This window comes from Hymenobacter jeollabukensis (assembly GCF_005771675.1).
Classification (GTDB): domain Bacteria; phylum Bacteroidota; class Bacteroidia; order Cytophagales; family Hymenobacteraceae; genus Solirubrum; species Solirubrum jeollabukense.
In genome coordinates this window covers 397,183-423,156 of the sequence record NZ_VAJM01000003.1, presented here as the reverse complement: position 1 = coordinate 423,156, position 25,974 = coordinate 397,183, and the positions used below count along the sequence as shown (strand labels likewise).

The following is a 25,974-nucleotide window of genomic DNA, read 5'->3' as shown; positions in this document are numbered from 1 at the left end:
ACCGCTCCTTGATGCGTCCAAACCTTTACTCCTTCGGGCCGGCGGCGGCCCTGATTTCGGCCCTGGCCCTGGCCGCACCGGCTACGGCCCAAACGCTGCGCATGGCCGCCAGCACCGTCGCGGTCAATGAAAACGCGGGCACGGCTTCGGTCACGGTGAGCATTCAGAACCCGGGCACCGCCGCCGCCACGGTGCAGGCCGTGCTGGTACCCGGCCTGGGCACCGCCACCGCCGGCACCGATTTCACTTACGCCACTCCGACGACGCTGACCTTCCCGGCCGGCAGCACCAGCAGCCAGACCATCAACATCCCGCTCACCGACGACGCCCTGGCCGAGCCGGCCGAGTACTTCGCCCTGCGCCTGCAAAACCCCAGCGGCGCCACGCTGGTGGCCGGCGCCACCGACGCGCTGGTGTTCATCAAGGACAACGACACCGGGGCCCCGGCGCAGGCCCGCAATCTGCGCCTGCAGCACCTGGGCAGCTACCAGAACGGCGCCGCGGGCACCAATTCGGCCGAAATCGTGGCCCACGACCCCGGCACGCAGCGCCTGTACGTGGCCAACTCCGTGGGCGGCAAGCTCGACATTCTGAGCTTGGCCAACCCCGGCGCCATTACCGCCGTTGCCTCCATCAGCATGGCCCCGTACGGCGGCATCAACTCGGTGGCGGTGCGCAATGGGGTGGTGGCCTGCGCCGTCGAAAACGCGGCCCCGCAGAGCCCGGGCGCGGTGGTGTTCTTCAACCAGGACGGCGCGTTCCAGAAGCAAGTGACGGTGGGTGCCATGCCCGACATGATCAGCTTTTCGCCCGACGGCCGCTACCTCGTGACGGCCAACGAGGGCGAGCCGAACGCCGATTACTCGAACGACCCCGAAGGCTCGGTGTCGGTGATTGACTACGCGGGCGGCCTCGCCGGCGTGACGCAGGCCAGCGTGACGACGGTGGGCTTCGCGGGCTACAACGGGCAGGCCGCCACCCTGCGCGCGGCCGGCATCCGCCTCTACGGCGGCATCCCGGCCGCGCCCGCCACGGTGGCCCAGGACATCGAGCCGGAGTACGTGGCCTTCGATGCCGGCTCGCAGACGGCCTACATCACCCTGCAGGAAAACAACGCCGTGGCCACGCTGAACCTGGCCACCAAGCAGTTTACCAGCCTGCGCAGCGTGGGCTTTCAGGACCACAGCCAGCCCGGCTTCGCCCTCGACGCCTCCGATCAGGCCGCCGACGTGCTGCTGGCCAACTGGCCCATTCGCGGCCTGCGCCTGCCCGACGCGCTGGCCAGCTTCCAGGTGCAGGGCATGACCTACCTGATTACGGCCAACGAGGGCGACGCCCGCGAGTACACCGCCCTCACCGAGGCCGTGCGCCTGGGCAATGCGGCCTACCCGCTCGACCCGACGGCCTTCCCGAACGCGTCCTTGCTCAAGGACAACAATGCCCTGGGCCGCCTGAACGTGACCAACAAGCTCGGCGACACCAACGGCGACGGGGACTTCGACGAAATCTACAGCTTCGGCGGACGCTCCTTCAGCATTCTGAACGCCCAGACCGGCGCTGTGGTGCACGACAGCGGCGACCTGCTGGAGCGCCTCACCAGCACCGACCCGACCTACGGCGCCATCTTCAACGCCAGCAACACCACCGGCGCGCCCGCCCGCAAAAACCGCTCGGACGACAAGGGCCCCGAGCCCGAGGGCGTGACCACCGCCGTGCTGCGCGACACCGTGTACGCCTTCGTGTCGATGGAGCGCATGGGCGGCGTGGCCGTGTTCGACGTGAACAATCCCGCCCAGCCGCGCCTGGTGCAGTACGTGAACAACCGCTCCGTAACCAGCGGCACCGGCGACCAGGGCCCCGAGGGCATCGTGTTCGTATCGGCCCCGAACAGCCCCACCGGCCAGCCCCTGCTGATTCTGGCCAACGAGGTCAGCAGCACGGTGGCGGTGTACGGCGTGCAGCTGCGCGGCACCGTGCTGGCCGCCCACCATGCCCAGCCGGCCGCGCCGCTGGTGCTCTACCCCAACCCCACGCCCGGTGGCCAGGCGCTGCGGGTGCAGCTGCCCCAAAGCGCGGCCTCGGCCACCTACACCGTGCGCAACATGCTGGGGCAGGCCGTGGGCACGCAGAGCTTCCGCGGCGACGCGGTGCAGGTGCCCACCGCCGGGTTGGCGCCGGGCGTTTACGTGCTTAGCCTCGTGGCCGATGGCCGGACCGCCGCGCCGCAGCGCTTCATCGTGAAGTAGCGGCGCAGAACCTGGCGAAACCGGCTTCGACTCCGGGCCAGCTACCAGCCCCCGTTGCCGGCGCAACGGGGGCTTTTGCGTTTCTTTGTCCTGCTCATTCAACCTCTATTATCGCTCTTGATGTCAACAGTTGTACGCCACCTGCTGCGGCACCTACCCGTGGCCCTGCTCGGCCTGAGCAGCGCCCTCCCAGCCCGGGCCCAGACCCAAACTGCCCCCGCCTGGAGCACTGCCCAGAGTGTGGGCCGCGCCGCCCGCCACGCCGTGCTCGACGCGGCCGGCAACACCTACCACTGGGGCACCTTCTTCCCTTCGACCACCATCGGCGGCACCACGCTCACCAGTCGCGGCGACACCGATTCCTTCGTGGCTAAGTACTCGCCCACGGGCGCGCTGCTGTGGCTGCGCCAGCTGGGCTCCACCGGCTACGACGAAGCCGTGGATCTGACCGTGGATGCGGCCGGCAACGTGTACGTAACCGGCATCGTGGGCGGCGCGCTGGACTTCGGCGGCGCGACGGTGACGGCCACGAACCGGCAGGGCTTTCTGATGCGCTACAATGCGCAGGGCACGGCTACGTGGGCCCAGCTCATCAGCAGCCCCGACGTGAAACGCGTACGCCACGACGGCAACGGCCACGTGTTCGTGGTCGGCAACTTCACCGGCACGGTCGGCCTGGGTGGCACCACCGTCAGCGCCCCCGCCGGCTCGGTGCTGCACTACTTCCTGGGTCGGTTTTCCGAAGCCGGCTCCCTGGATTGGGCGCTGCCCGTCTTCGGCTACCTGAACGCGGGCAACGTGGCGTACCGCGACGTGCACCTGGCCCTGGCCCCCGGCGGCGCGCTGTACCTGGCGGCGGACTTCGACGTGGCCCCGACCGTCGGCAGCACCACACTGGCGCCGCGCGGGCTGCAGGACGCGATGCTAACCCGCATCAGCGCCCAGGGACAGCCCGAGTGGGTGCGGCAGTTCGGCGGCACCGGCCGCGAAGTGGTGGCCGGCCTATGCTGCGACGCAGCTGGCAACGCCTACCTGGCCGGCTCGTTTACCACGCCCTTCGCCGTGGGCAGCACCACGCTGACCGGCGCGGGCCTCACCGATGCCTACCTGGCCAAAGTCGCGCCCGACGGCAGCCCGCTGTGGGCCCAGAGCGGCGGCGGCCCCAGCGTCGACTACTTCATCGGCCTCACCGTGGATGCGGCCGGCAACGCCTACCCTACGGGCTCGTTCTACGACACAGCGCAGTTTGGCACCGCCACGCTCACCGGCGACCCTTCGCATACCTGCGCCTCGGTGGTGGCCTACTCGCCCCAGGGCCAGGTGCGCTGGGCCCAGCAATCCGGCGGCGGCGGCACCTCGGCCGGTTACAGCATCAGCCAGAGCAGCGCCGGGGATTTGCAAGTGTTCGGGTCCATGAGCGCGGGCACCGTCAGCTTCGGGCCGCTGGCCGTGACGCCCAGCGTCGCCGAGTTCTTCACGGCCCGCCTCAACGGGGCCGCCCTGGCCACCAAGACCGGCGCCAGCGTGCAGCCGCTGCCGCTCTACCCCAACCCCGCCACCGAGGACGTGCAGCTGCCCCTGGCCGCCGGCACCACGGTGCAGCTCATCGACGCGCGCGGCCGCGTGGTGCGCACGCAGCTCGTCACAACCGGCCCGGTATCGGTGCGGGACCTGGCCCCGGGACTATACACCCTGCGCGCCACCGATGCCCGCGGCCAGCAATACGGCGCCCGTCTGGTGGTGCAGTAAAAAATCTGCGCCGGCTTGAGGCAGGGCTGATCAAGCGGCAATAGCGGCAGCGGCGCGCGGGAGCTAATTCGGCTCCTGCGCGCCGCTGCTGTTGTTGGCGGCCGTTAACAGATGCAGCCACGGCGGCGGGGCACGGGCTACGCCGGCGCGGCCTCCTGCAGCTGCTTTTCGCGCAGCTTGTACTCTTCCAGATCGAGGATGGCGAGGTATTTTCGGATTACTTCCTCGTCGAACTCCATGCGGTGGTTCATCTCGTGCAGCAGGGCGCGCTGCTGGTCCAGCAGCGCCAGGTAGAGGTGGTGAAAGCGCTGCATGGTGTTGCCTTCGGCGGGGCGGCCGTCAAGCAGGGCCTGCTCCAGCACCTGGGTATCGAGCTGCAGCCGGGCCCGCAGGTTCTGCAGGTAGTCTGCGGGGGCGTCGGGCAGGCCGGGCTGCTCGTCCACGTAGCGCAGGGCCACCAGGGCCAGCTTTTTCTGAATCAGCAGCTCCTGCCGCGCCGCCGGGATGACGGCGTACTTGTCCTCCAGCTGAACCCAGCGAATCAGCCAGGGCAGCGTGAGGCCCTGCAGCACCAGCGTGACCAGGATGACCACGAAGGTGATGAACAGGATGAGGTTGCGGTAGGGAAACGGCTGGCCCGCGGGCGTGAGCAGCGGAATCGACAGCGCGGCGGCCAACGACACCACCCCGCGCATGCCTGCCCAGCCCGAAATGACGGGAAACTTCCAGCTCGGGTGGGCGTCGGCCACGGTGATGAAGCGGCTGGCAAACCGCGTAAACGCCACCGCCCCGAACGAGCAGAGCATCCGCCCCACGATGAGGGCCAGCGAGATAAGCAGGCCGTAGACGATGGCCTGGCCCAGGCCGCCGTCGAGCTGCCGGGTAATGGCGGGCAGCGCCAACCCGATGAGCAGAAACACCAGCCCGTTGAGCACGAAGCCGAGCACCGACCACACGTTCACGCCCTCGATGCGGCTGCGGTACGAGAGCATGGTGTGGCGCCGGCTCGACATCAGCAGCCCGCCGCTGACCACCGCCAGCACGCCGGAATAGTGGAAGTGCTCGGCCGCGTAGTACATGCAGTAGGGCGCCAGCAGGGTCAGCACGATGTCGATGCTGGGCGTGGTGGGCAGCCAGCGGTGCACGGCGTAGAAGGCGAAACCCAGCGCGACGCCGATGAGCGTGCCCAGTACGATGACCAGCACGAAGCTGCCCGCCGCCTCGCCGAAGTGAAACTGCCCGGTAAGCACCGCCGCCAGGGCGAAGCGGAACACAATCAGCGAGGAAGCGTCGTTGAGCAGACTCTCGCCCTCGATGATGCTGACCAGCGCCCGGGGCACCTTCACCTGCCGCATGATGGTGGTGGCCGACACGGCATCGGGCGGCGACACGATGCCGCCCAGCAGGAAGCCCAGCGCCAGGGTGAAGCCCGGAATCAGCGCCTGCGACACCACCGCCACCATGCAGGAGGTGAGAATGACGACCGGAAACGCGAAGCTGGTAATGACCCGCCGCCACTTCCAGAACTCCTTCCACGACACCTGCCAGGCCGCTTCGTAGAGCAGCGGCGGCAGGAAAATCAGGAACACGATTTCCGGGTCGATGGTGAGGTTGGCAAACAGCCCCAGAAAGCTCAGCGCCAGCCCGCCCAGCACCAGCACGATGGGGTAGGCCAGGCGCAGCTTGCTGGCCAGCATCACCAGGGCCAGGATGATCAGAACCAGGTAAACGAACTCCAGAAACAGGTTTTGCATGACGGGACGGCGGAAAAGCAAACGACTTTCCCACGCGCGGGCGCTGCCGGTCCGGCCCGGTCGCCGGCCCGGTTTTCGCGTCGGAACGGCCCGGAGCCCCAATGACGCGGCGGATTCCGCGGCCAGGCTCCGCCGCAAAATCACCGCGCCGGGCCTGCCTTCGTGGGTTGGTAATCTACTCCATCGGTCGGAGTAAACCGCATCGGGCGCCGGCCGGGGCCGCCCCGGCCGGCTTTGCCTTACCGTCTTGGCAGTCCGGGCCAGCCTAGCGGTTAATCATCTTCTGCTGGGCCTCGGCATAGCGGGCGCCCTGCACGGCTATCTGCGCGGCGGCCTGCTCGATCTGGCCCAGGTCGTCGGCCGTCAGGTCGAGGTCGACGGCGGCCAGGTTTTCCTCCAGGCGGTGCAGCTTGGTGGTGCCCGGAATCGGTGCAATCCACGGCTTCTGGGCCAGCAGCCAGGCCAGGGCAATCTGGGCGGGCGTGGCGTTTTTGGCCTGGGCAATGCGGTCCAGCAGGTCTACCAGCGCCTGGTTGGCCTTGCGGGCCTCGGGCGCGAAGCGCGGCACCGTGTTGCGGAAGTCCGACTTATCGAACTCGGTGTTTTCGTCGATTTTGCCGGTCAGGAAGCCCTTGCCCAGCGGGCTGAACGGTACGAAGCCGATGCCCAGCTCCTCCAGCGTCGGCAGGATTTCCTGCTCCGGCTCGCGCCACCACAAGGAGTATTCGCTCTGCAGCGCGGTTACGGGCTGCACCGCGTGGGCCCGGCGAATCACCTGCACGCCCGCCTCCGAAAGGCCGAAGTGCTTCACCTTGCCCGCCTGAATCAACTCCTGCACCGCCCCCGCCACGTCCTCGATGGGCACCTCGGGGTCGACGCGGTGCTGGTAGAGCAGGTCGATGCGGTCGGTGCGCAGGCGCTGGAGCGAGGCCTCGACCACCTGCTTGATGTGCGCGGGCCGGCTGTTGAGCCCGCCCCGGTTCTGCCCGGTGGCCAGATCGATGTCGAAGCCGAACTTGGTGGCAATGACCACCCGCTCGCGCAGCGGCGCCAGGGCCTCGCCCACCAGCTCTTCGTTGAAGAACGGGCCGTACACCTCCGCCGTGTCGAAGAAGGTGACGCCGCGCTCCACGGCGGCCCGGATGAGCTGAATCATTTCCTGCTTGTCGGCGGCCGGGCCCAGCCCGAAGCTCATGCCCATGCAGCCCAGGCCCAGGGCCGATACTTGCAGGCCGCTGCGGCCAAGTTCTCTCGTTTTCATTGTCGTCAGGGATTAGAAGCGGTAGTGCATTTCAAACGTCCCGCCGCCAGATTCGGCCGCGCCCCCACCAGCCGCATTCGACCAGCAGTGCCGGCAAGCCGCTGACAGCGGGCTGATTTGCAGGGCAAAGATCCGGCAAGCCAACCCAGCTGAAAATCAGAAATCAAACCAATGATTACACATTTCAAACGCTTCAGCGTTTGCGAATCAGCTACTACCGCTGGCGGGCTCACCCCCGAAACCAACACGTGGCGCGGCCAACCACTCGGGTCGACCGCGCCACGTCAGGGCTTACCTACGCTGGCGCCGGTATCGTTGACCGGGCTCAGCCTTCGAAGTAATGCCCCTGCTCCAGCTCGGCCAGCAGGCTCGGCCCGGTGGGCTGCCAGCCCAGTTCCTGCTGGGTGCGCCGGCTAGTGGCGGGCAGGTCGAGGCCCACGAAGCGCGCCATCCAGCCAAAATGTTCGGGCGCTTCCTCCACCGACTTCGATACCACCGGCAGCTGCAGGTGCCGACCGATAATGGCGGCCAGCTCACGCAGGGGCACGCCCTCGTCGGCCACGCCGTGGTAGCGCCCGCCGGCCCGACCCTGTTCCAGCACCAAGCGGTAGAGGCGGGCCGCGTCGAGGCGGTGCACGGCCGGCCAGCGGTTCAGGCCCTCGCCCACGTAGGCGGCCACGCCCTTGGCCCGGGCAATGTCGATGAGCGTGGGCACGAAGCCGTGGTCCCCGTGGTCGTGCACCGAAGCCGCCAGCCGAATCACCGAGGCGCGCACGCCCCGCGCCACCTGGGCCATTCCGGCTTCTTCCGACAGGCGAAACCCGGGTGTCGGAATGTCGTCTTCGGTGCCGGGCCGGCCGTCGGTGCTCAGGCCGGCCAGACCCGAGGTTACCACCAGCGGGCGGTCGGAGCCGGCCAGCGCGTCGCCGAGGGCTTCGATGGCGCGGCGGTCCGTTTCGGCGGCGGCGGCGTAGGCCGCGAAGTCGTGGTTGAACGCGGTGTGGATGACGCCCTCGGCCGCCGCCGCCCCGCGCCGCAGGCTGTCCAGGTCGTCGAGGGAACCGGGGTGTACGGCGGCGCCGGCGGCGGTCAGCGCCCGGGCATTGGCTTCGGAGCGGGCGAGGCCGAGCACCTGGTGGCCCGCGCCGAGTAATTCCTGCACGACGGCCGAGCCGACAAAGCCCGTCGCGCCAGTGACGAAAACACGCATGTGGTAGTTCTTTGAAAAGCGTTGGTGATGAACGCCACAAAGGTGCGGGGCACCGGCCGCGGCGAGGTTGCGCGGGTCAAACCATCTACTGTACCATTCAAACAACCCGGCTATTCCCGAAAAGTGCCGGGTGCCTGGCCGGTCTGCCGCTTGAAGAAGTTGCAGAAATGAGCCACGTCGGTGAAGCCCAGGCAGTCGGCAATTTCCGAGATGGTCCAGTCGGTCTGGCGCAGCAGCATCTTGGCCTCCTGCGTCACCCGGCTGCCGATCAGGGCCGTGGTGGTGTGGCCGGTGGCGTCTTTCAGCACCCGGTTGAGGTGGTTTACGTGCACGGCCAGCGCGTCGGCGTAGTCCCGGGCCGTGCGCAGGCGCAGCGGCTGCTGCGGGCTGTCGAGCGGAAACTGCCGCTCGAGCAGTTCGGCAAACTGGGCCGTGAGCCGGGCCGCAGCGGTGTGGGCGGTGCCCAGCGTCGGGGCGGGCAGCAGCTTTTGGGCGCGGTGAATTAGCTCCAGCAGGTAGGCGCGCAGCAGGTGGTACTTATAGGCGTAGCCGGAGCCGATTTCTTGCGCCATCTTCTCAAAAATGGCTTCGATGGCCACGTAGTCGGCGGCCGACACTTCCAACACCGGGTATGCGCCGGGCTGAAACATGGGCAGCTTTTCCAGCACCATCTCGCCCCGGGTGGGCAGCAGAAACTCGTCGGTGAAGATGCAGAAGTAGCCGGTTTGCTCCAGGTCGTGGGGCAGCCAGCGGTAGGGCACGCGGGGCGTGGCCAGAAACAGGGCGCGCCGCTCGATGTCGAACCCCTGGTCGGCGTACTCGATGCGGCTGCGGCCGTGGATCAAGCTGATTTTGTAGTGCGGCCGCCGGCCAAAAGTCATCGGCGGCCGGTCGTGGTAGCCCGCCATCAGGTCGGCCACGCGAAAAACGTTGAACTGGCCCGCCTCGCGCGGCGCGCCCAGCAGCGGCAGGGCGCCGCTGACGGGAACCAGGTGCGCTGGCAGGGCTTCGAGGGTATCAGTACTCATTATCTGCTGCTGTATAAATCAAATATACGCAGCCGACAATCAGAAGCCCCTTCACTTACGGCTGCGGGCCCCTTACGCTATCGGGGTAATCGGTGATGAGGCCGTCGACGTGCTGGGCGCGCAACTGGGCGGCCTCGGCGGCGGTATTCACGGTCCACGGAATCACCCGCAGGCCGCGCTGGTGGCAGGCATGCACCAGCGCCGGCGTGACTAGTCGGTACTGCGGGCTGTAGATGCTGGGCCGGAAGCTGAGGCGCCGCAGGTTGGCCTCCAGCCCGCCCTCGTTTTCGACCAGCAGCGCCGTTTGCACCGCCGGGTCCAGCCGGTGCACCACTTCCAGCGTGCGCGGGTCGAACGATTGAATAGTGGTGCGGGCCAGCGTGCCCTTGGCCGCTACCACGGCCAGCAGCAGGCGCACGAATTCCTCCGGGGCGGGGTGCAGCACGGCGTCGCTGGCGGGCGTGGTTTTGGTTTCGAGGTTGTAGCGCGGCGCGGGCAGGTGCTTCAGGCGCGCGTAGGCCTCGGCCGAGTCAATGACTTCGGCCAGCAGCGGCTTGTAGGTGCGCAGCTTCTGCTGGCGCGGAAACTTCGCGTAGGGCTTGCTGCCCACGTCGTAGCGGCGGATATCGGCGTAGGGCATATCGAAGAGGCGCAGGGCTTTGCCCTCGGCGGGCGTCAGCGGCTGGCCGGCAGGGCCGAGCACGAAATCGGCGTTCAGGTAAGGGTCGTGCGAGAGCAGAACCTGCCGGTCCTGGCTGATGGCAATATCCATTTCCAGCGTCGTCACGCCCAGGGCCAGGGCCCGGCGCATGGCCGGCACGGTGTTTTCGGGCAGCAGGCCGCGGCAGCCGCGGTGGCCCTGTAGGTCGAAGGCCGGCGGGCTTTGGGCAGCAGTTAGCAGGAGCGGCAGCAGAAACAGCAGGAGCTTGGACATGAAAAACAGCTTCAACGGCCCGGCCCGCAGCAGGTGCGTCGGACCGGGCCGGTGGAATGAATAATCGTTATACGGCGGCCGGCAGGATGCTCTGTTTCATTGCGCCTCACCCCCCGGCCCCCTCTCCGAAAAGGAGAGGGGGAGCCGGACGAAGCGGTAGAGATGCTTCGACAAGAGGACGCCAGATGAAGCATGACAGACAATAAACTCTCATTTCAAGCACTGCCAACTTCGCTCAAGCCGTCCACCGCTCGGTGTAGGTTTGGCCGAACCGGTCGGTGACTTCCACGCGCACTTCGCGGGCCTGGGGCGAGGGTGTGGCGGCGAACAGGTGGTCGGTGGCGGTGGGCTCCACCCATTTATGCTTGGCGGGCAGGTTGGGGCCGGCGTGCAGCTGCACGGCCAGCGGATCGAGGCCGGGGCGCTGCGGCATGGGGCCTTTGCTGACGCCGTCCTCGAACCAGGTGACTTTCCACTGCGGGTCCCAGTTCCAGACGTTCACCACCACGTCGGCGGGCTGCTCGGGCAGGCTGCCTTTGGGGTAGAGGCGCAGCTGGTGGTTTCGGTCGTGGCCCAGGGCCTTGTAGTACCACTTCACGTCCGCGCCGTCGACCTCGTACACCCCGTAGCCGCCGGGCGTGCCGTCGGTGCAGATGGGGCCGGTCCACCACGCCCCGCACACGGTGCCGTGCACGTGCTCGGTCACGTTGGGGGCGGTTTGCAGCACCTCGTTGAAGTGCGTGTGGCCCGACATGATGTGGGCCCGGAACGGCTCCAGCAGGCGGTACAGCTCCTTGCGGTTCGACACCACGCCGCCCATCGATTCCTCTTTCTGCTTGTCGCGCAGGTGCTGGCGGGTGTAGGCCGGGATGTGCAGGCTCACCACCACGGTGCTGCCCTTGGGCACCAGGGCCAGGTCCTGTTCCAGCCAGCTCAGCTGCTGCTCCGTCAGGTAGCCGATGTACTTCTTGGCCGCCCCGATAAAGAACACGTCGTCGAGCACCACGTAGTGCACCGCGCCGCGGTTGAAGGAGTAGTACGTGGGCCCGAACAGCTTGCGGAACGTGGCCGAAGAGCCTTCGTCGCTGCGGGCCGTCAGGTCCATGTCGTGGTTGCCGATGACCTGGAAAAACGGAATGCCCGTGGCCGCCACGCCCTGCTGGTAGTCCTCGAACAGCTCGAAATGGTCCCACACCAAGTCGCCGCAGCCGATGCCGTGAAACAGCGCCTGCGGGCCGTAGCTGGCCACCAGCTTCTGCGTGTCGGGCACGGCCGTGGCCTTAAACTCCTGGGCGTCGGCCTTGGAAATCATCTGCGGATCGGCCCACACGATGAAGTTGTGCCGGGTGTCGTCCTGGGCCAGTTTCTGCAGCTCAAAATCAGCCCGGAAGCGCCCCTTCGCAGCCTCCTTACGGCGGTAGAAGCGGGCCACGCCCTGCTCGTGCGGAATGGCGTAGCCCCGCGGCACCGAAATGTAGACGAACTCGGCCGTGGCCGGGCTAGTCAAGGCGTAGTTGCCCTTCGCATCGGTGACAACGACGCTGATACCGTCCGTCACGGCCACGCCGGCCAGGCCTTGCCCGCCCGCGTGCACCCGCCCGCTGAGCTGCTGCAGGCTGAGGTCGGGGGCCGCCAGGGCGGTGGCGGAGGGGCGGGCCAGCGTCAGGCCGGGTGTCAGCGTGAAGCCCAGGCCAGCCAGGCCAATGGATTTGAGGAAGGAACGGCGGGGTTGCTGAAGCATGGGGTAAGAAGGGTAAGCGGGTGTTGGGGTGGTCGGGTGGAACCTTGTTTATCAGGTCGTCATGTCGAGCTTGCCGAGACATCTCGCGTGCTGACGGCTGAGGGTAATGCTACTAGCAGTCAAAGCGGTAAAGATGCTTGGCTACGCCTTCCTGCGGTTCAGCAAGCGGACGCCAGATCAAGCATGACGTTCCTTTCCTCATTGTGCAACGTCAGCACGCGAGATGTCTCGACTTCGCTCGACATGACGGTCTTAATAGCGGATTCAGCTTACTTCTCCCACCACACCTTGGTATTCACGTCGTCGCTGCCCATCTGCTGCACGGCGCTGCGGTAGTTGGTGGCGTTGGTGGTCTGCACCACCAGCGGGTACTTGAAGCGCACCGGCATGCGGCCGCCGTTCTGCAGGTCCTGGCCGCGGGGCAACACGGGCAGACCGGTGCGGCGGTACTCAAACCACTGCTGGTAGTCCACGAAAAACAGCGCGTAGTACTTCTGCAGCAGGATGCGCTGCAGGGTGCCGTCGTAGCCGGCGGCGGGCGTCTGGAAGTAGGTGGCGGGCACCCCCCCCCCCCACTGCTCGATGCTGGCGCGCACGCCCCGCTCGTAGTGGGTGCGGGCGTCGGCGGTAGTCCAGCCGCGCTGGGCGCACTCGGCTTTAATGAACTCCACCTCGGCGTAGGGCAGCAGCACCGACACCATCGGGGCCGTCACCAGGGCAATGTTCAGGTTGGAGGGCTGGTACTGAAATTGGGCGTCGCTCCCGCCGTAGGCGCTGGGAATTCCCTTGTAGCCGATGGTGCTGGTCCCGGCCTTGTTTTTGGCCTGGGTGTTCCACCTGGCCAGGCGCGGGTCGCTCCAGGCGTTCAGGTTGTCGATGAAGAACTCGGCCGCGGCCCGGGAGGTGGTGAAGTCGATGGCCCGGCCCCAGGGCGACACGTTCGGGGCCACGCCGGTGATTTTCAGAATGGCCGACTCGCTGTTCTGGGTGAAGACCGGGTACGTCGTGGGGTTGTTGATGAGGCGCGCCAGCTCGGTCGGCGCGTTCATCTCCGGGCGCTTGCTCACGCGCAGCAGCAGGCGCAGGCGCAGGGAGTTGCAGAAGCGCTGCCAGCTGGCCACGTCGTTGGCGTAGAGCAAGTCCGAGCCGTACACCATCGTGCGGCTACGGTTGAACATGCCGTTGGCCGTTTCCAGGTCCTGTAGCAACTTGGTATAAATCTGCTGCTGCGAGTCGAACACGGGGTACAGCACGCCTTCCTCGGCGCGGGTGGCCTCGGTCATCGGCACGTCGCCGAAGGCGTCGGTGAGAATGGAATAGGCCCAGGCGTTCAGGGTGAGGGCAATGGCCTCGTAGTTCGGATCCTGCGCCGCCTGCGCGGCCAGGCGCATCTCGCGGATGTTGGCCAGCCAGCGGTAGTAAGTGGTCCAGGTGGAGTTGCCGGCGCTTTCGCTCACCACGTAGCGGTGCACCCCGCCCGATACGCTCGGGAAGGGCAGGGCCACCTGCATGATGTCGAAGGTAAACCCATCGGCGCGGGCCGTGTTGAAGCTGCTCAGCTCGTACACAATCGGGTTCAGCAGCGTGCCCGGGCTGATCCGCTCGATGCGGTTCGGGTCCACGTTCAGCTCTTCGAGCTTGTCAGTGCAGGCCGCGACGCCGCCCAGGGCCAGCAGCAGGAAAAGGGAGAGTTTTTTCATCGGAAAGAGGTCGGAAGAAAGGATGCTTGGGCGGTTGGGACGTCATGTCGAGCTTGTCGAGACATCTCGCTGGATAGTAATTCCGATCATCAGAACATTATCAGCCAACGTCAGCACGCGAGATGTCTCGACAAGCTCGACATGACGTTCTGTTTCGCGGCATACTGCCCATGCGGCGCGGACGCCGGTCAACCACCCCGGCTTTGGCCTGCGGCCAAAGCGTCCCCTCCTCGTCTGAGGAGGGGAGTTGTCGTGCTAGAACTGCAGCGTCAGGTTCACGCCCATCGTGCGGGTGCTCGGCAGCTGGCCCATTTCCACGCCGGGCAGGATGGTGCTGCCGTTCAGGGCGGCCGTTTCCGGGTCGAACATGGGGAACTTGGTCCACAGGGCCAGGTCGCGGCCGTAGAGGCCGATGGTGGCCCCGCGCAGGGCCTTGGTGCGGGCCAGCAGCGTGGCCGGAATGGTGTAGTCGATACGCGTCTCGCGCAGCTTCAGGAACGAGGCGTCGAAGGAGTTAGCCTCGATGTTGGCGCGGCGGTAGTACTCGGCGTAGTAAGCGGCCGGAATGACCTGCTTGGTGTTGGGCGCGTACGAGCCGTCGGCGTTCAGCACCACCCCGTCGCCGATGATGTAGCCTTCCTCCCGGCCGCGCAGGGTGTGCTTGAGCTTGCCCTGCTCGGTCATCTTGTGGTGGGTCTGCGAGTAGATAATGCCGCCGTACTGCCCGTCGAAGAGGATGCTGAAGCGGAAGTTGCGCACCTGAAACTCGTTCAGGAACCCGCCCTTCCAGTCAGCAAAGGCCCGGCCGATGTACTTGATGTTGGCCGGCTGTACCGGCAGCCCGTCCTTGGTGTACAGAATCTGTCCGTCGGGCGCCCGGTCGAAGCCGTAGCCCCAGATGTCGCCGGTGGTGCCGCCCACGGTGGCCAGCAAGGTGGCCGTGCCACCCGTGCCGATGACCTGCTGATCCACCAGCCCTTCGGCCAGGCTCATGACGCGGTTGCGGTTGCGGGCCCAGGTCACGGTGGTTTTCCACTTGAAGTTTTCCGCGTCGACGGGGCGGCCGTGCAGCACCACTTCCACGCCGCGGTTGCGCACTTTGCCCGCGTTCAGCACGGCCTTGCTGTAGCCGGTGGTCGGGTCCAGGGGCACTTCCAGAATCTGGTTGCGGGTCACGTTCTGGTACACCGTCACGTCGGCGCCCAGGCGGCCCTGCAGCATCAGGTACTCCGCGCCGGCCTCGTAGCTGGTCGTGATTTCCGGCTTGAAGTCGGTGTTGTGCAGCGTCGTCGGCACCGAGCCGGAGCCGGGGAAGTCGCTGCGGCCGTAGTACTTGCGGGTGCGGTACGGGTCGGTGTCGTTGCCCACCTGCGCCGCCGACAGCCGCAGCTTGGCCAGCGAAATGGAGGCGGGCAGCGGCAGCAGCTCGTTCAGGATAAAGCTGGACGAGATGGAGGGGTAGAAAAACGAGTTGTTCTGCCGCGGCAGGGTGCTCGACCAGTCGTTGCGCCCGGTGAGGTCCACGAAGATTTTATCCTCGAAGCTGAGCGAGGCCAGCGCGTACAGGCTGTTGATCTGCCGGTTGGTAATGACGCTGTTGACCAGCGGGTTGCTGGCCCCGTTGGTGAGCTTGTACACGCCCGGGATGACCAGGTTTTCCACCTCCGCGTCCATGCCGCGGAAGTGCCGGTACATCACGTTGCCGCCCACCGAGGTGCGCAGGTCGAAGCGCCCGGCCTTGGGCTGGTGGTAGGTCAGAAGGAAGTCGGTGTTCGACTCGTACTGGCTGATGGTCTGCTGCTTGTAGTAGCCGCGCTGGAAGTTGGCCGTGCTGTAGGGCCGGCGCTGCTCCCGCTCCTCCTGCGTAGCCGCCAGGCCCGAGCGCACCAGCAGATCCACCGTCGGGGTGAACTGGTAGGTGGCTGAGAGGTTGCCCACGGTGGTGCGCGTGTCCACCGCGTTGGTCATCTCGTAGGCAATCAGGTAGGGATTGTCGATAAACGAGCTGAACGGGTGCACCTGGTCGATCTGCTCCTGCCCGGTTTTCCAGATCGTGCGGTAGGCGTCCAGCGGCACGTTCGGGTTCTGGAAAATCATGAAGTAGGCCAGCGACTGGTTGTTGTAGCCCGTAGCCGGCAGGTTGTCGCTCCAGCGGTTGGTGAAGTTCACCTTCGTGGCCAGCTTCAGCTTGTCGGCAATGGTATGCTGGGCGCTGACGGCCGCCGTGAGCCGGTCGTAGCCGGTGTTGGGCATGATCCACTCGTTCTTGGAGTGCGTCACCGAGGCCCGGATGGAGCTGGTCTGGTTGCCGCCTTCCAAGGCCACGCTGTTGGTGAGCGTGGAGCCCGTGCGGTAGAAGCCCTTGATATTGTCCTTGTACGGCACCCAGGGCAGCCTTTCGGTCGACTGCGCCTGCGTCACCGGGTCGTACTGAAAGTAGGACTGCCCGTCAAACTTCGGACCGAAGGCGCTGCTGGTGCCGCCGGTATTGGCCCCGTCGGCCGAGGCGCCGTAGGAGTAGTACGGTTCGCCGGCGGCGTTGAAGGAGCGGCCGGTGCCCTGCCCGTACTCGTACTGGTAGTCGGGCCACTTCAGCACGGTATTCACGCTGTAGTTGCTGTTCACCGTCACGCCCAGGCCCTTGTGCTGCCGCGAGCCGCTCTTGGTGGTGATAATCAGCGCCCCGTTGGCCGCCCGGGAGCCGTACAAGGCCGTAGCCGAGGCGCCCTTCAGCACCGTGATGCTGGCAATGTCGTCGGGGTTGATGTCGGCAATGCCGTTGCCGAAGTCGATGGGCACGTCGTTGCCCGAGCCGGCTCCGTAGGCGCTGCTCACGCCCGAGCCGTTCAGCCCGCTGTTCATGGGCACCCCGTCGAGCACGATGAGGGCGTTGTTACCGTTCGGGTTCAGCGAGTTGTCACCACGCAATGAAATCCGGGTGGAATTCACCGGGCCCGAGCCGGGCGAAATCAAATTCAGCCCCGCCACCTTGCCCGACAAGGCCTGGGCGAAGTTGTTGGGCCGGGCGTTGGTCAGGCTTTCCCCGCTCACCGTTTGGGTGGCGTAGCCCAGGGCCTTTTGCTCGCGCTTGATGCCCAGAGCCGTCACCACCACTTCGTTGAGCTGCTTGGCATCAGGCGCGAGCTGCACGTTCAGCGCCTCCTGCCCGCTCACCGGCACTTCCTGCGGGGTGTAGCCGATAAAGGTGACGAGCAGGGTGGCATCGGGCGCGGCCTGCACGCGGTAGCGGCCCTCGGCGTCGGTGGTGGCGCCGGTGGTCGAGCCCTTCACCACCACGGTGGCGCCGGGCAGCGGCTGGCCTTTTTCGTCGGTCACGAGGCCCGTCACGGCCGGGCTCTGGGCCAGTACCGAATGCCCCAGAAAAAGCAAGGGAATACCCGCCGCGCCGAGTTGCGAGACTCGCGCTAAAGCACTGAACAGCATGGGTTGGGGTAGTTGTTGTCAGCCGCAAAACTACCCGCCGCACTTTAGCAAAGTATTACCCTTGGGCTACCGTATCGTGTACTTCTGACGTCCGGAAGCCGTGCCGAATTAACCGTGTCGTAACCTGCCAACAGCCAAGTCCGATTTAACTCAGCAGGTGCCAGCAGGGCCACTTCTGGTAGCCTGCGCAGGCTACGTCCGATCCGGCGAATATGGTATCGGCTGCTCTGGCCTGGTTTAATCGGCGGTGGGCGGTTCCTCGCCCCGGGCCGGGGCGGGCGGGGCGGCCCCGATCATGGTGGTCAGGTTTTCGACCAGCTGGCGCAGGTACTGGATTTCGGACTGCAGGGTGGCCGGCGGGCTGCTTTCGGCCAGCTGCTGCTCCACCAGGCGGCGCACGTCTTCGTTCAGGTACTGGCCCAGCGTCTTGCCCGCGCGGGCCGCGCCGCGCTCGAAGCTGGCCCGCGTGTCGCGGCTCACCCCGCGCACCGACCACGTGACGGGTGCCTCGGTGGTGCGCGGCGGCCGGCCGGGGCGGCGGCCGTGTCCCAGGGGCACTTCCACCACAGCCGCGTCGCCGGGCTGCTCGGGCGGCGTCTCCTCCACGATTTGTGTAATACTTTTCTCTATTTTTGTCATACCCAAATCCTCCGCCGGAGGCTCCACTGCGTAATCGGAGTTTTCCGAGGCGGCATCGGACGGTACTGCTGGCTCAGGGGTGGGGTCACCTTCGGTTGGGCTCATGACAAGTACGGCTTGGGTGGAAAATTCCTGTGTTTACGCAAAAAGGCCCACCCTGGCCAGAATAAAACGGTACGCTTGCATTCTAATGAGTATTCATTTGACCTCTTACCCGCTGGCTATCCGTGACTGATCTGACCTCGTTGTACGACGTAAATCTACCGGCGCTGGCGGCTACGCAGCTGCTCGGCCCCTGGCGCATCGTACAGCTGCGCGCGGCCCCGGCCGCCGAGCCATTGTGGGGCGAAGCTACGCACTTGCACCTCGACGCCGATACGCTGCGGCTGCAAAGCAACGACTCGCCGCCCCTCAGCGGCACCTGGCACTTGCAGCGCCACGCCCAGCTGGGGCAGCCTTTTTTGGTACTGCACCTGCCCGACGGCTCGGCCCAGGCCCTGATTACGCGCCTGCGCCGCTCGCCCGACGGGAGCGTGCGGCAGATGGTACTGTACTTCCAGTCGGGCCTGGAGCTGCAGCTCACCCACCCCTAACCTCGCACCCATTACGCAAGCACCCATGCCTGCCTCTCTCGGCTCTGCCCTGACCCCGGAACGCATCGACGCGGCGCTGGATGCCGCCGGCATCGGCGTGTGGGAAATGGATCTGCCCGCCCGCCGCTTCACCTGCTCGGCCCGCTGCAAGCACCTCTTCGGCCTGCTCCCCGACGCCGACGTGGCCCTGGCCGACGTGCTGGGCGCCTCCCACCCCGACGACCGTGCCCGGGTGGAGCAACAGCTCACCCAGGCCCTGGACCCGAGCGGCACCGGCCGCCTCTCGGTGGAATACCGCGTGCTGCTGCCCGACGGGCAGGTGCGCTGGGTACGCACCACCGGCCTGGCCGTGTTCGACGCGGCCCGCACCCAGGCGCTGCGCTTTCAGGGCATCACCAAAGACATCACCGAGCTGCAGACCGAGGCGCTCCGGCACCAGCAACGCCAGCTAGAGCTGCAGCAGCTGGTGGAACTGGCGCCCGGTATGCTCTGGATTGCCCAGCCCGACGGCGCGGTGACCTACTTCAACCCCGGCTGGCTGCACTACACCGGCCAGACGCCCGACCAAGCCCTGGCCTCGGGCTGGCAGGACGTGCTGCACCCCGACGACCTGGCGCGCTGCCTGGCCCGCTGGACGGAATCGGTGCGCGACGCCGTGCCCTACGAAATCGAGTACCGCCTGCACCGCCACGACGGCCAGTACCGCTGGTTTATCGGGCGGGCCCAGCCCCTGCTCGACGCCGCGGGCCGGGTGCAGCAGTGGTTCGGCTCCTGCACCGACATTCACGCCCAGAAGCAGACCGAGCAGGCCCTGCGCCAACGCGAAGACGAGCTGGAACGCGCCCGGCTGGACCTGGAGGCCAAAATCCGCTTCCGCACCCTGGCCCTAGAAGACGAAGTAGCGCAGCTGCGGCAGCGCCTCGGCGAGGCGCCCGCACCCGATCAGCCCTGAGACGGCGCCCGAAAGCATCAGGTGCGGGCTAGGGCTGATCGGGCCCCGGGCACAGGCCCTGGCGCCGATCAGCTGCTCGTCATAAGAAAACCGCCGGCTGAAAGTATCAGCCGGCGGTTTCGCTTTTCAGGAGCATGGCCCCGCGCCCTTATCCGCCCGTGGAGCGGCGCACCACCAGCGTCGACTGCAGCTCGGCGCTTTGAGTGGGCAGGACCGGGCGGTTTTTGCTGATGGCGCGGAAGAGGATTTCCGCCGCCTTTTTGCCCATTTCGTAGGCCGGCTGCCGGATGGTGGTCAGCGGTGGGTTGAGGTAGGCGGCGGTGGCCAGGTTGGAGAAGCTGATGATTTTCACCTCTTCGGGCACGCGCCGGCCCAGCTGCTGGCAGGCCTCGTAGCTGCTGATGGCCAGCGTCTCGACGGAGGCAAAGATGCCGTCGATGGCCGGGTCCTGCTCCAGCAGCTCGCGGATGCGCCGGGTGTTCTGGTCGCGGTCGAGGGTGCCGGGCACGATGAGGGATGCGTCGGTGGGCAGGCCGTGGGCCTGCAGGGCGGCGCGGTAGCCTTCCATGCGCTTCTGCCCGATGGAGAGCGTGTCGGAAATGAGCAGGTAGGCCACGCGGCGGCAGCCCTGCTCGATGAGGTGCTCGGTGGCGCGGTAGCCGCTGGCGTAGTCGTCGGTGGTGACGCGGGCGGTGGCAATGCCCTCCCCCACCCGGTCGAAAAACACCAGCGGCACGTTGCTTTCCACCAGGGTGGCGAGGTGGCTGGCGTCGGGGCTCTCGCTGGCCACCGACATCAGAATGCCGTCGACGCGCCCGCCGGCCAGGTGCTGAATGATGGTGGCTTCCCGCTCGTGGCTCTCGTGGGTGAGGTAGATGAGCACGTGGTAGTCGTTGGCCCGCGCAATTTCCTCCACCCCGTCGATGGCCAGGGAGAAGAAGTTGTTGGCCACTTCGGGAATGACCAGCCCGATGGTTTTGCTTTTGCGGCTGCGCAGGCCGCTGGCGTAAGGGTTGGGCTCGTAGCCGAGTTCCTGCGCCTTTTGCCGCACGCGCTCTTTGGTGTCGGCGGCTATTTCGTAGCTGTCGTTGAGGGCCCGCGAAACGGTGGAAATGGAGAGACCCAGCTCCTGGGCCAGTTGTTTGAGATTGGTACGTTGCAGGGGCTTGGAAGGCATCCGCGGGCGAAAGGCAGGCAAGAAGTGGAAAGCAGCCGGCAACCTCGTCGTTGCCGGGCAGGCGGCCGGTGAAGATAGGGGTTTACACGCAGCTTCGCGCGTTTTGGGCCAGTAGCGGCCGTTTGCGCAGCGGCTTATGGCTGATGGACTTAAGCGCAGCGGCGGCGGCCGGCAGCGCTGTAGCCAGCCGGAGTAACTGCTTACTTACACAACCCGATTTGCACCCAACCAAGGCTGGTTTTACACCCGTTTCGAGCCTAGTTGCGGCGTTTTTATCGAAAACGTTTCCGTAAATAAACCCAACGAGCAAAGGGTCAGCGGCCTGCAAGTATGCTGTACTTAGTTCTGTCAAATGCGCTCAGGCGCTTCAAAACGACAGAAATCCACCCTTTGTCACCCTCGCTTCCGGTCCGCCCCGCTTCGGCGCCAAAGTCCTGACCGGAGCCGTGTTGAGTGCCTACTCACCCCAACCCACGCCCCTCTTTATCCGGCCGGCAGCCGGGCCGTGCAGCCTGCCCGGTATTCATTCCGGCTCGGTCCCATAGCCCGGCATCGTCAGTGCCCCACGCCGGCCACTTTCCCTAGCACACACCTTTATTCCCACTCACTCCGCATGCCTCGTTCTCTACTCCAATTTCCCTTGCGCTGGCTGGTAAAGCCGTTGGTGCTGCTGCCGGTGCCCGCGGCCCTGGCCACGGCCAGTTTGGCTGCCGCGCCCAGCGCTGCACCCACCACCATCATTGCCGACGGGACCGTTTCGGGCCGCGTCGTCGATGAAAAAGGCCAGGGCATTCCCGGCGTCAACGTGGTGGTGAAGGGCACCGCCAACGGCACCCAGACCGACCCCGACGGCCGCTACAAAATCACCGCGCCCAGCGACGCGACGCTGGTCTTCAGCTTTATCGGTTACCTGGCGCAGGAAGTGCCGGTAAACGGCCGCGAGGCCTTGAGCATCACGCTCCAGCCCGACAACAAGACGCTGAGCGAAGTGGTAGTGGTGGGCTACGGCGCGCAGGAGAAGAAGCTGCTGGCCACGTCCATTGCTTCCATTCAGGCCAAGGACGTGGAGCTGATTCCGGTGGCCTCGCCCTCGGAGGCGCTGGTGGGCCTGGTGGCCGGGGCGCAGATTACCGAGCCCTCCGGGGAGCCGGGCCAGGGCGCCGTTATCCGGGTGCGCGGGCTGGGCTCCATCACGGCCGGCAACAACCCGCTGTACGTGGTCGACGGCTACCCGCTCAACACCCCCGACAGCTACTACCAGATTCCGCCCGGCGACATTCAGTCGATTCAGATCCTGAAGGACGCGGCGGCTTCGGCCATCTACGGCTCGCGCGGCGGCAACGGCATCGTCATCGTGACGACCAAGCGCGGGCGCACCGACGGCAAGACGCGCTTCAACTTCCAGGCCAACACCGGCATTCAGCAGGTAGCCAAGAAGGTGGACCTGATGAACCGCGACGAGTTCGTGGAGTACCTGCGCGAATCGTACGCCAACGCCAACAGCACGCCCCGGGCCGAGCTGACCACCTACCTGAACACCCCCGGCGGCTTGCCCGACACGGACTGGCAGGACGAGATTTTCCGCACCGGCGTGCAGCAGCAGTACCAACTGTCGGCCTCGGGCGGCACCGAGAAAAACCGCTTTTACATGTCGGGCGGCTACTTCAAGCAAACCGGCACGCTGAAAGGCTCGGGCTTCGAGCGTTTCTCCTTGCGCGCCAACTACGACGCGCAGCTGAGCAACAAGCTGAAACTGGGCCTGAGCCTGGCGCCCAACTTCACCCGCACCGACGTGGTGCCCACCTCGGGCAGCTACAACGGCGGCAACATCTCGGGCGGCGGCCCCGGCGGCGAAACCGGCGCCATCACGGCGGCGCTGATTATGCCCCCCATCGTGCCTACGCGCCTGGCCAACGGCGACTACGCCGGCCTGCGCACCGCCACCCGCGGCGGCATCACCAACCCCGGCGACCTGCTCAGCCCCCTGGCCCCGCTGGACCTCTACCAGGACCGCTCGAACGTGGTGCGGGCCCTGGGCATTGGCTTCCTCGATTATGAGCTGCTCAAAGGGCTGAACCTGCGCACCAACTTCGGGGCCGAGCTGGTCAACAACCGCCGCAACATCTACGTACCGGCCACGCTGGGCACGGCCGGCAACCAGGGGGCCAACCTCTCCACGCCGGTGCTCAACAACGTGGACGCGCGCCAGATCAACGGCACGAACATGAACTGGGTGTGGGAAAATACCGCCACCTACAACCGCACCTTCGGCCAGGACCACCGCCTGACCGTGCTGGCCGGTTACGCGGCCCAGTACAACAGCTTCGAGGGCAGCACCGTGCTGGGCCAGACCGGCACCTACGGCACGGCCGAAATTGAGTACCCGACGGCCGCCGGGCAGGCGTTCGGCTCGAACCTGAGCAAAACCGAAAACGCGCTGACCTCGGTGTTCGGCCGCGTCGACTACACGTTCAAGGAGCGCTACATCCTGACGGCGGCCCTGCGCCGCGACGGGTCGTCGCGCTTCGGCCCCGACAACCGCTACGCCACCTTCCCCTCGGTGGCGCTGGCCTGGCGCGTGGCCGAGGAAAGCTTTATCAAGCAGTTCCCCACCATTTCGGAGCTGAAGCTGCGCGCCTCCTACGGCGTGACCGGCAACAACAACATCGGCGACTACGGCTACAACAGCTACCAGGAAGCGGCCAACTACGTGCTGGGCGCCGGCACCGGCACCCGCCTCTACGGCTACGCGCCCAACGGCGTATCGCAGCGCAACCTGGGCTGGGAAACCAACACGCAGGTGGACGCAGGTTTCGACCTGGGCCTGTTCCGCGACCGGATCTACCTGACCGTGGCCGCCTACCAGCGCAACACCACCGACCTGCTGCTGAACCGCAACATCCCGGCCGTGCTCGGCTTCTCGTCGCGGGCGCTGGCCAACGTGGGCGAGGTGCGCAACCGCGGCCTGGAGTTCCAGCTGAACACGGCCAACATTGTGTCCGGCAACTTCACCTGGAGCACCGCCGCCAACCTTACGTTTAACCGCAACGAAGTCCTGTCGCTGGCCGGCCAGAACGAGCAGATTACCTTCGACGCGGTATTTGGCTACACTAGCTCCATTCGGGTGGTGCCCGGCCAGCCGCTGGGCGTGTTCTACGGCTACCAGCAGGAGGGCATCTACCGCGACCAGGCCGACATCGACAGCAGCCCCAAGTGGACGGCCAGCAACACGGTGGTGAAGCCCGGCGACTTCAAGTTCAAGGACGTGAACGGCGACGGGAAGATTGACACCCGCGACATCGGCGTCATCGGCAACCCCTTCCCGAACTTCACCTACGGCCTGCAGAACACGTTCGGCTACAAGGCCTTTTCGCTGGCCGTGACGCTGCAAGGCTCGCAGGGCAACGACATCCTCTACGGCGGCGACCGGTACACCTTCAACGCGCCCGGCGGTACCAACGCCCGCCAGGCCATGACCAAGCGCTGGCGCAGCCCCGAGGACCCGGGCGACGGCAAGACCCCGCTGGCCACCACCGCCGGCTCGCTGCGCACGCAGTTCAACTCGTACTTCATCCACGACGCCTCGTTCCTGCGCATCCGCAACGTGACCTTGCGCTACAACGTGCCGACGACCCTGGCTCAGAAGGCCAAGCTGCAGAGCGCCAGCGTGTATACCAGCATTCAGAACCTGTATACGTTCACGAAGTACTTCGGCTACAACCCGGAAGCCAACAACTACGGCAACTCCACCACGCCGACCTACGGCGTCGACCAGGGCTCGTACCCGATGGCCCGCACCCTCACCGTGGGCTTGCAGCTGGGCTTCTAATTTGAATTAGCGCTTCGTGCCGGGTGATTGGTGCTTAGGTCGTCCAAATTCGATTCGGCTCAGTCCGATTCAGACCGGGCCAAGCACCAACCCCTACCCACCAAGCACTAAAACCTTCCCTACCATGACTTTCAACTACAAGAATATACTGGCCGGCCTCAGCGTTTCGGCGCTGCTGGGTTTGGCGTCGCTGGGCACCACTTCGTGCAGCAAGGACTTCATCGACCTGGACGACCCCACGCGCCTGCTGTCCTCCGAGGGCTACCCCGATTCGCTCAGCATTGTGAGCGGGGTGACGGCCGCGTACTCGGCCCTGCAGGACCAGTACGGCAAGTCGTCGGCCAACAACCGCGGCATCTTCGTGTTCGGCGAAATTCCGTCGGACAACAGCACGGCCCTGACCTCGGGCGAGCGGCTCAACGAGTTTGACGACTTCTCCATCATCAGCGACAACCCGCGCCTGCAAAGCCAGTGGCTGATGACCTACCGCACCATTGCCCGCTGCAACATCATCCTGAGCCGGGGCCAGACCGTGAAGCTGACCGCCGCCAATCGCAACCGCTACTTCGGCGAGGTGCGCTTCATTCGGGCCTTGTCGTACTTCAACGCCGTGCGCATCTGGGGCGACGTGCCGCTGGTCACGGGCGAAATCGAGTCCATTCCCGACGCCTACCAGTTCGGCCGCACCCCGCAGGCGCAGGTATACACGCAGATCATCGAGGATTTGCGCTTCGCCAAGAAGTGGCTGCCCACCACACGCACCGGCAACGACCTGGGCCGCGTGACCAAAGGCGCCGCGCAGGGCATGCTGGGCAAGGTGTTTCTGACCCAGAAGCAGTACGCGCCGGCCGCCACCGAGCTGGACTCGGTTATCCGCGACAACCGCTTCTCCCTGCAGCCCGTCTTCGCCAACATCTTCGCCACCAGCAACGAGATGAACAGCGAAATCCTGTTTGCGGTGCGCTACACCAAGGGCGCCCTGGGCCTGGGCAGCGCGTTTACGACCTGGTTTATGCCGGGCTACAACGAAACGCAAACCCGCTCCATTATCGGCGCCAACTTCACCGGGCAGCAGTTCAACGTGGTGGATAGCGACTTGATAACCACCGCCAACGCCAGCGGCACCGCCGACGTGCGCACGGCCGCCTCCTTTGTGCTGCCGGCCGGCGCCTCGGCCACCACGTCCTACTACACCCGCAAGTACATCGACACGCCCACCAGCTCGACCGACGCCGAAAACGACTGGATTGTGCTGCGCTACGCCGACGTGCTGCTGATGTACGCCGAAGCCGTGAACGAGCAAACCGGCCCGAACGCCGCCGCGCTGTCGGCCGTGAACCAAGTGATTCGCCGCTCGCGCAACCTGCCGACGAATACCGCCAACGCCACCGTGGACCTGCCCGGCAGCATCAGCAGCACCGACCTGCGCACCCGCCTGGAGCTGGAACGCCGCCTGGAGCTGAATTTCGAAGGCCACCGCTGGTTCGACCTGGTGCGCACCGACCGCGCCATTGCGGTGATGAACGCCTACTTCGCCCGCAAAAACGCCACGACCCGCATCAACCAGAACAATCTGCTGTTCCCCATTCCGGTGCAGGAAATCCAGACCAACCCGATTCTGACCCAGAACCCGGGCTACAACTAGCCTATTCCTAGTGCCCCGCCTCAACCGAGGCGGGGTTTGGGGCCCTGACCACCCCAGCCAATTCAATTGTTA

The 25,974-nt window shown here is 66.2% G+C and carries 16 protein-coding genes; 6 read left to right on the top strand and 10 right to left on the bottom strand.

All coding sequences use genetic code 11. The annotated features are described in order from the left end of the window. The first annotated feature begins 11 nt into the window (after positions 1-11). On the top strand, positions 12-2,246 hold the full coding sequence (locus tag FDY95_RS09210) for a choice-of-anchor I family protein (RefSeq protein WP_138076998.1): 2,235 nt from the start codon (positions 12-14) through the stop codon (positions 2,244-2,246). 120 nt (positions 2,247-2,366) lie between these two features. Beyond that, positions 2,367-3,995, top strand: a complete 1,629-nt coding sequence (locus FDY95_RS09205) for an SBBP repeat-containing protein (RefSeq protein WP_138076996.1) — start codon at positions 2,367-2,369, stop codon at positions 3,993-3,995. 137 nt (positions 3,996-4,132) lie between these two features. On the opposite strand, the gene FDY95_RS09200 is transcribed toward FDY95_RS09205, so the two are convergent. From FDY95_RS09200 to FDY95_RS09160, 9 genes are all read right to left on the bottom strand, one after another. After that, positions 4,133-5,749, bottom strand: coding sequence for a Na+/H+ antiporter (locus FDY95_RS09200; protein WP_138076994.1), 1,617 nt, complete (start codon positions 5,747-5,749; stop codon positions 4,133-4,135). Positions 5,750-6,014: 265 nt separating this feature from the next. Continuing rightward, entirely contained in the window at positions 6,015-7,010 is a 996-nt protein-coding gene (locus FDY95_RS09195; protein ID WP_138076992.1) for an aldo/keto reductase, read from the bottom strand. Between the two features lie 325 nt (positions 7,011-7,335). After that, positions 7,336-8,220 (bottom strand): SDR family oxidoreductase, encoded by an 885-nt coding sequence (locus tag FDY95_RS09190; protein ID WP_138076990.1) that lies wholly within the window; start codon positions 8,218-8,220, stop codon positions 7,336-7,338. 110 nt (positions 8,221-8,330) lie between these two features. Next, the gene (locus FDY95_RS09185) at positions 8,331-9,248 is read right to left on the bottom strand and encodes a helix-turn-helix domain-containing protein (protein WP_138076988.1); all 918 of its coding nucleotides are present in this window, start codon (positions 9,246-9,248) and stop codon (positions 8,331-8,333) included. Positions 9,249-9,303: 55 nt separating this feature from the next. Continuing rightward, a complete protein-coding gene (locus tag FDY95_RS09180) occupies positions 9,304-10,182 on the bottom strand; it encodes a glycerophosphodiester phosphodiesterase family protein (RefSeq protein ID WP_138076986.1) in 879 nt (292 codons plus the stop codon). A gap of 235 nt (positions 10,183-10,417) precedes the next feature. After that, on the bottom strand, positions 10,418-11,923 hold the full coding sequence (locus FDY95_RS09175) for a calcineurin-like phosphoesterase C-terminal domain-containing protein (protein WP_138076984.1): 1,506 nt from the start codon (positions 11,921-11,923) through the stop codon (positions 10,418-10,420). Between the two features lie 269 nt (positions 11,924-12,192). Beyond that, a complete protein-coding gene (locus tag FDY95_RS09170; protein ID WP_138076982.1) occupies positions 12,193-13,623 on the bottom strand; it encodes a SusD/RagB family nutrient-binding outer membrane lipoprotein in 1,431 nt (476 codons plus the stop codon). Between the two features lie 255 nt (positions 13,624-13,878). Next, positions 13,879-17,067 carry a SusC/RagA family TonB-linked outer membrane protein gene (locus tag FDY95_RS09165; RefSeq protein WP_138076980.1) on the bottom strand — a complete coding sequence of 1,063 codons (3,189 nt, stop codon included), beginning with the start codon at positions 17,065-17,067 and terminating at the stop codon, positions 13,879-13,881. A 237-nt stretch (positions 17,068-17,304) separates the two neighbouring features. After that, on the bottom strand, positions 17,305-17,673 hold the full coding sequence (locus tag FDY95_RS09160; protein ID WP_212744879.1) for a hypothetical protein: 369 nt from the start codon (positions 17,671-17,673) through the stop codon (positions 17,305-17,307). Positions 17,674-17,933: 260 nt separating this feature from the next. Here FDY95_RS09160 and FDY95_RS09155 point away from each other — a divergent pair, with 260 nt between their 5' ends. Beyond that, the gene (locus FDY95_RS09155; protein ID WP_138076978.1) at positions 17,934-18,299 is read left to right on the top strand and encodes a hypothetical protein; all 366 of its coding nucleotides are present in this window, start codon (positions 17,934-17,936) and stop codon (positions 18,297-18,299) included. A gap of 25 nt (positions 18,300-18,324) precedes the next feature. Beyond that, complete coding sequence (locus FDY95_RS09150) at positions 18,325-19,251, top strand: PAS domain-containing protein (protein WP_138076976.1); 927 nt, start codon at positions 18,325-18,327, stop codon at positions 19,249-19,251. Positions 19,252-19,399: 148 nt separating this feature from the next. Here FDY95_RS09150 and FDY95_RS09145 read toward each other — a convergent pair whose 3' ends face one another. Next, a complete protein-coding gene (locus FDY95_RS09145) occupies positions 19,400-20,428 on the bottom strand; it encodes a LacI family DNA-binding transcriptional regulator (RefSeq protein ID WP_212744878.1) in 1,029 nt (342 codons plus the stop codon). 613 nt (positions 20,429-21,041) lie between these two features. Between FDY95_RS09145 and FDY95_RS09140 the strand changes: the two genes are divergently transcribed. After that, on the top strand, positions 21,042-24,257 hold the full coding sequence (locus FDY95_RS09140) for a SusC/RagA family TonB-linked outer membrane protein (protein WP_171025604.1): 3,216 nt from the start codon (positions 21,042-21,044) through the stop codon (positions 24,255-24,257). Between the two features lie 124 nt (positions 24,258-24,381). Next, the gene (locus tag FDY95_RS09135; RefSeq protein ID WP_138076973.1) at positions 24,382-25,902 is read left to right on the top strand and encodes a RagB/SusD family nutrient uptake outer membrane protein; all 1,521 of its coding nucleotides are present in this window, start codon (positions 24,382-24,384) and stop codon (positions 25,900-25,902) included. The last annotated feature ends 72 nt before the right edge of the window (positions 25,903-25,974 follow it).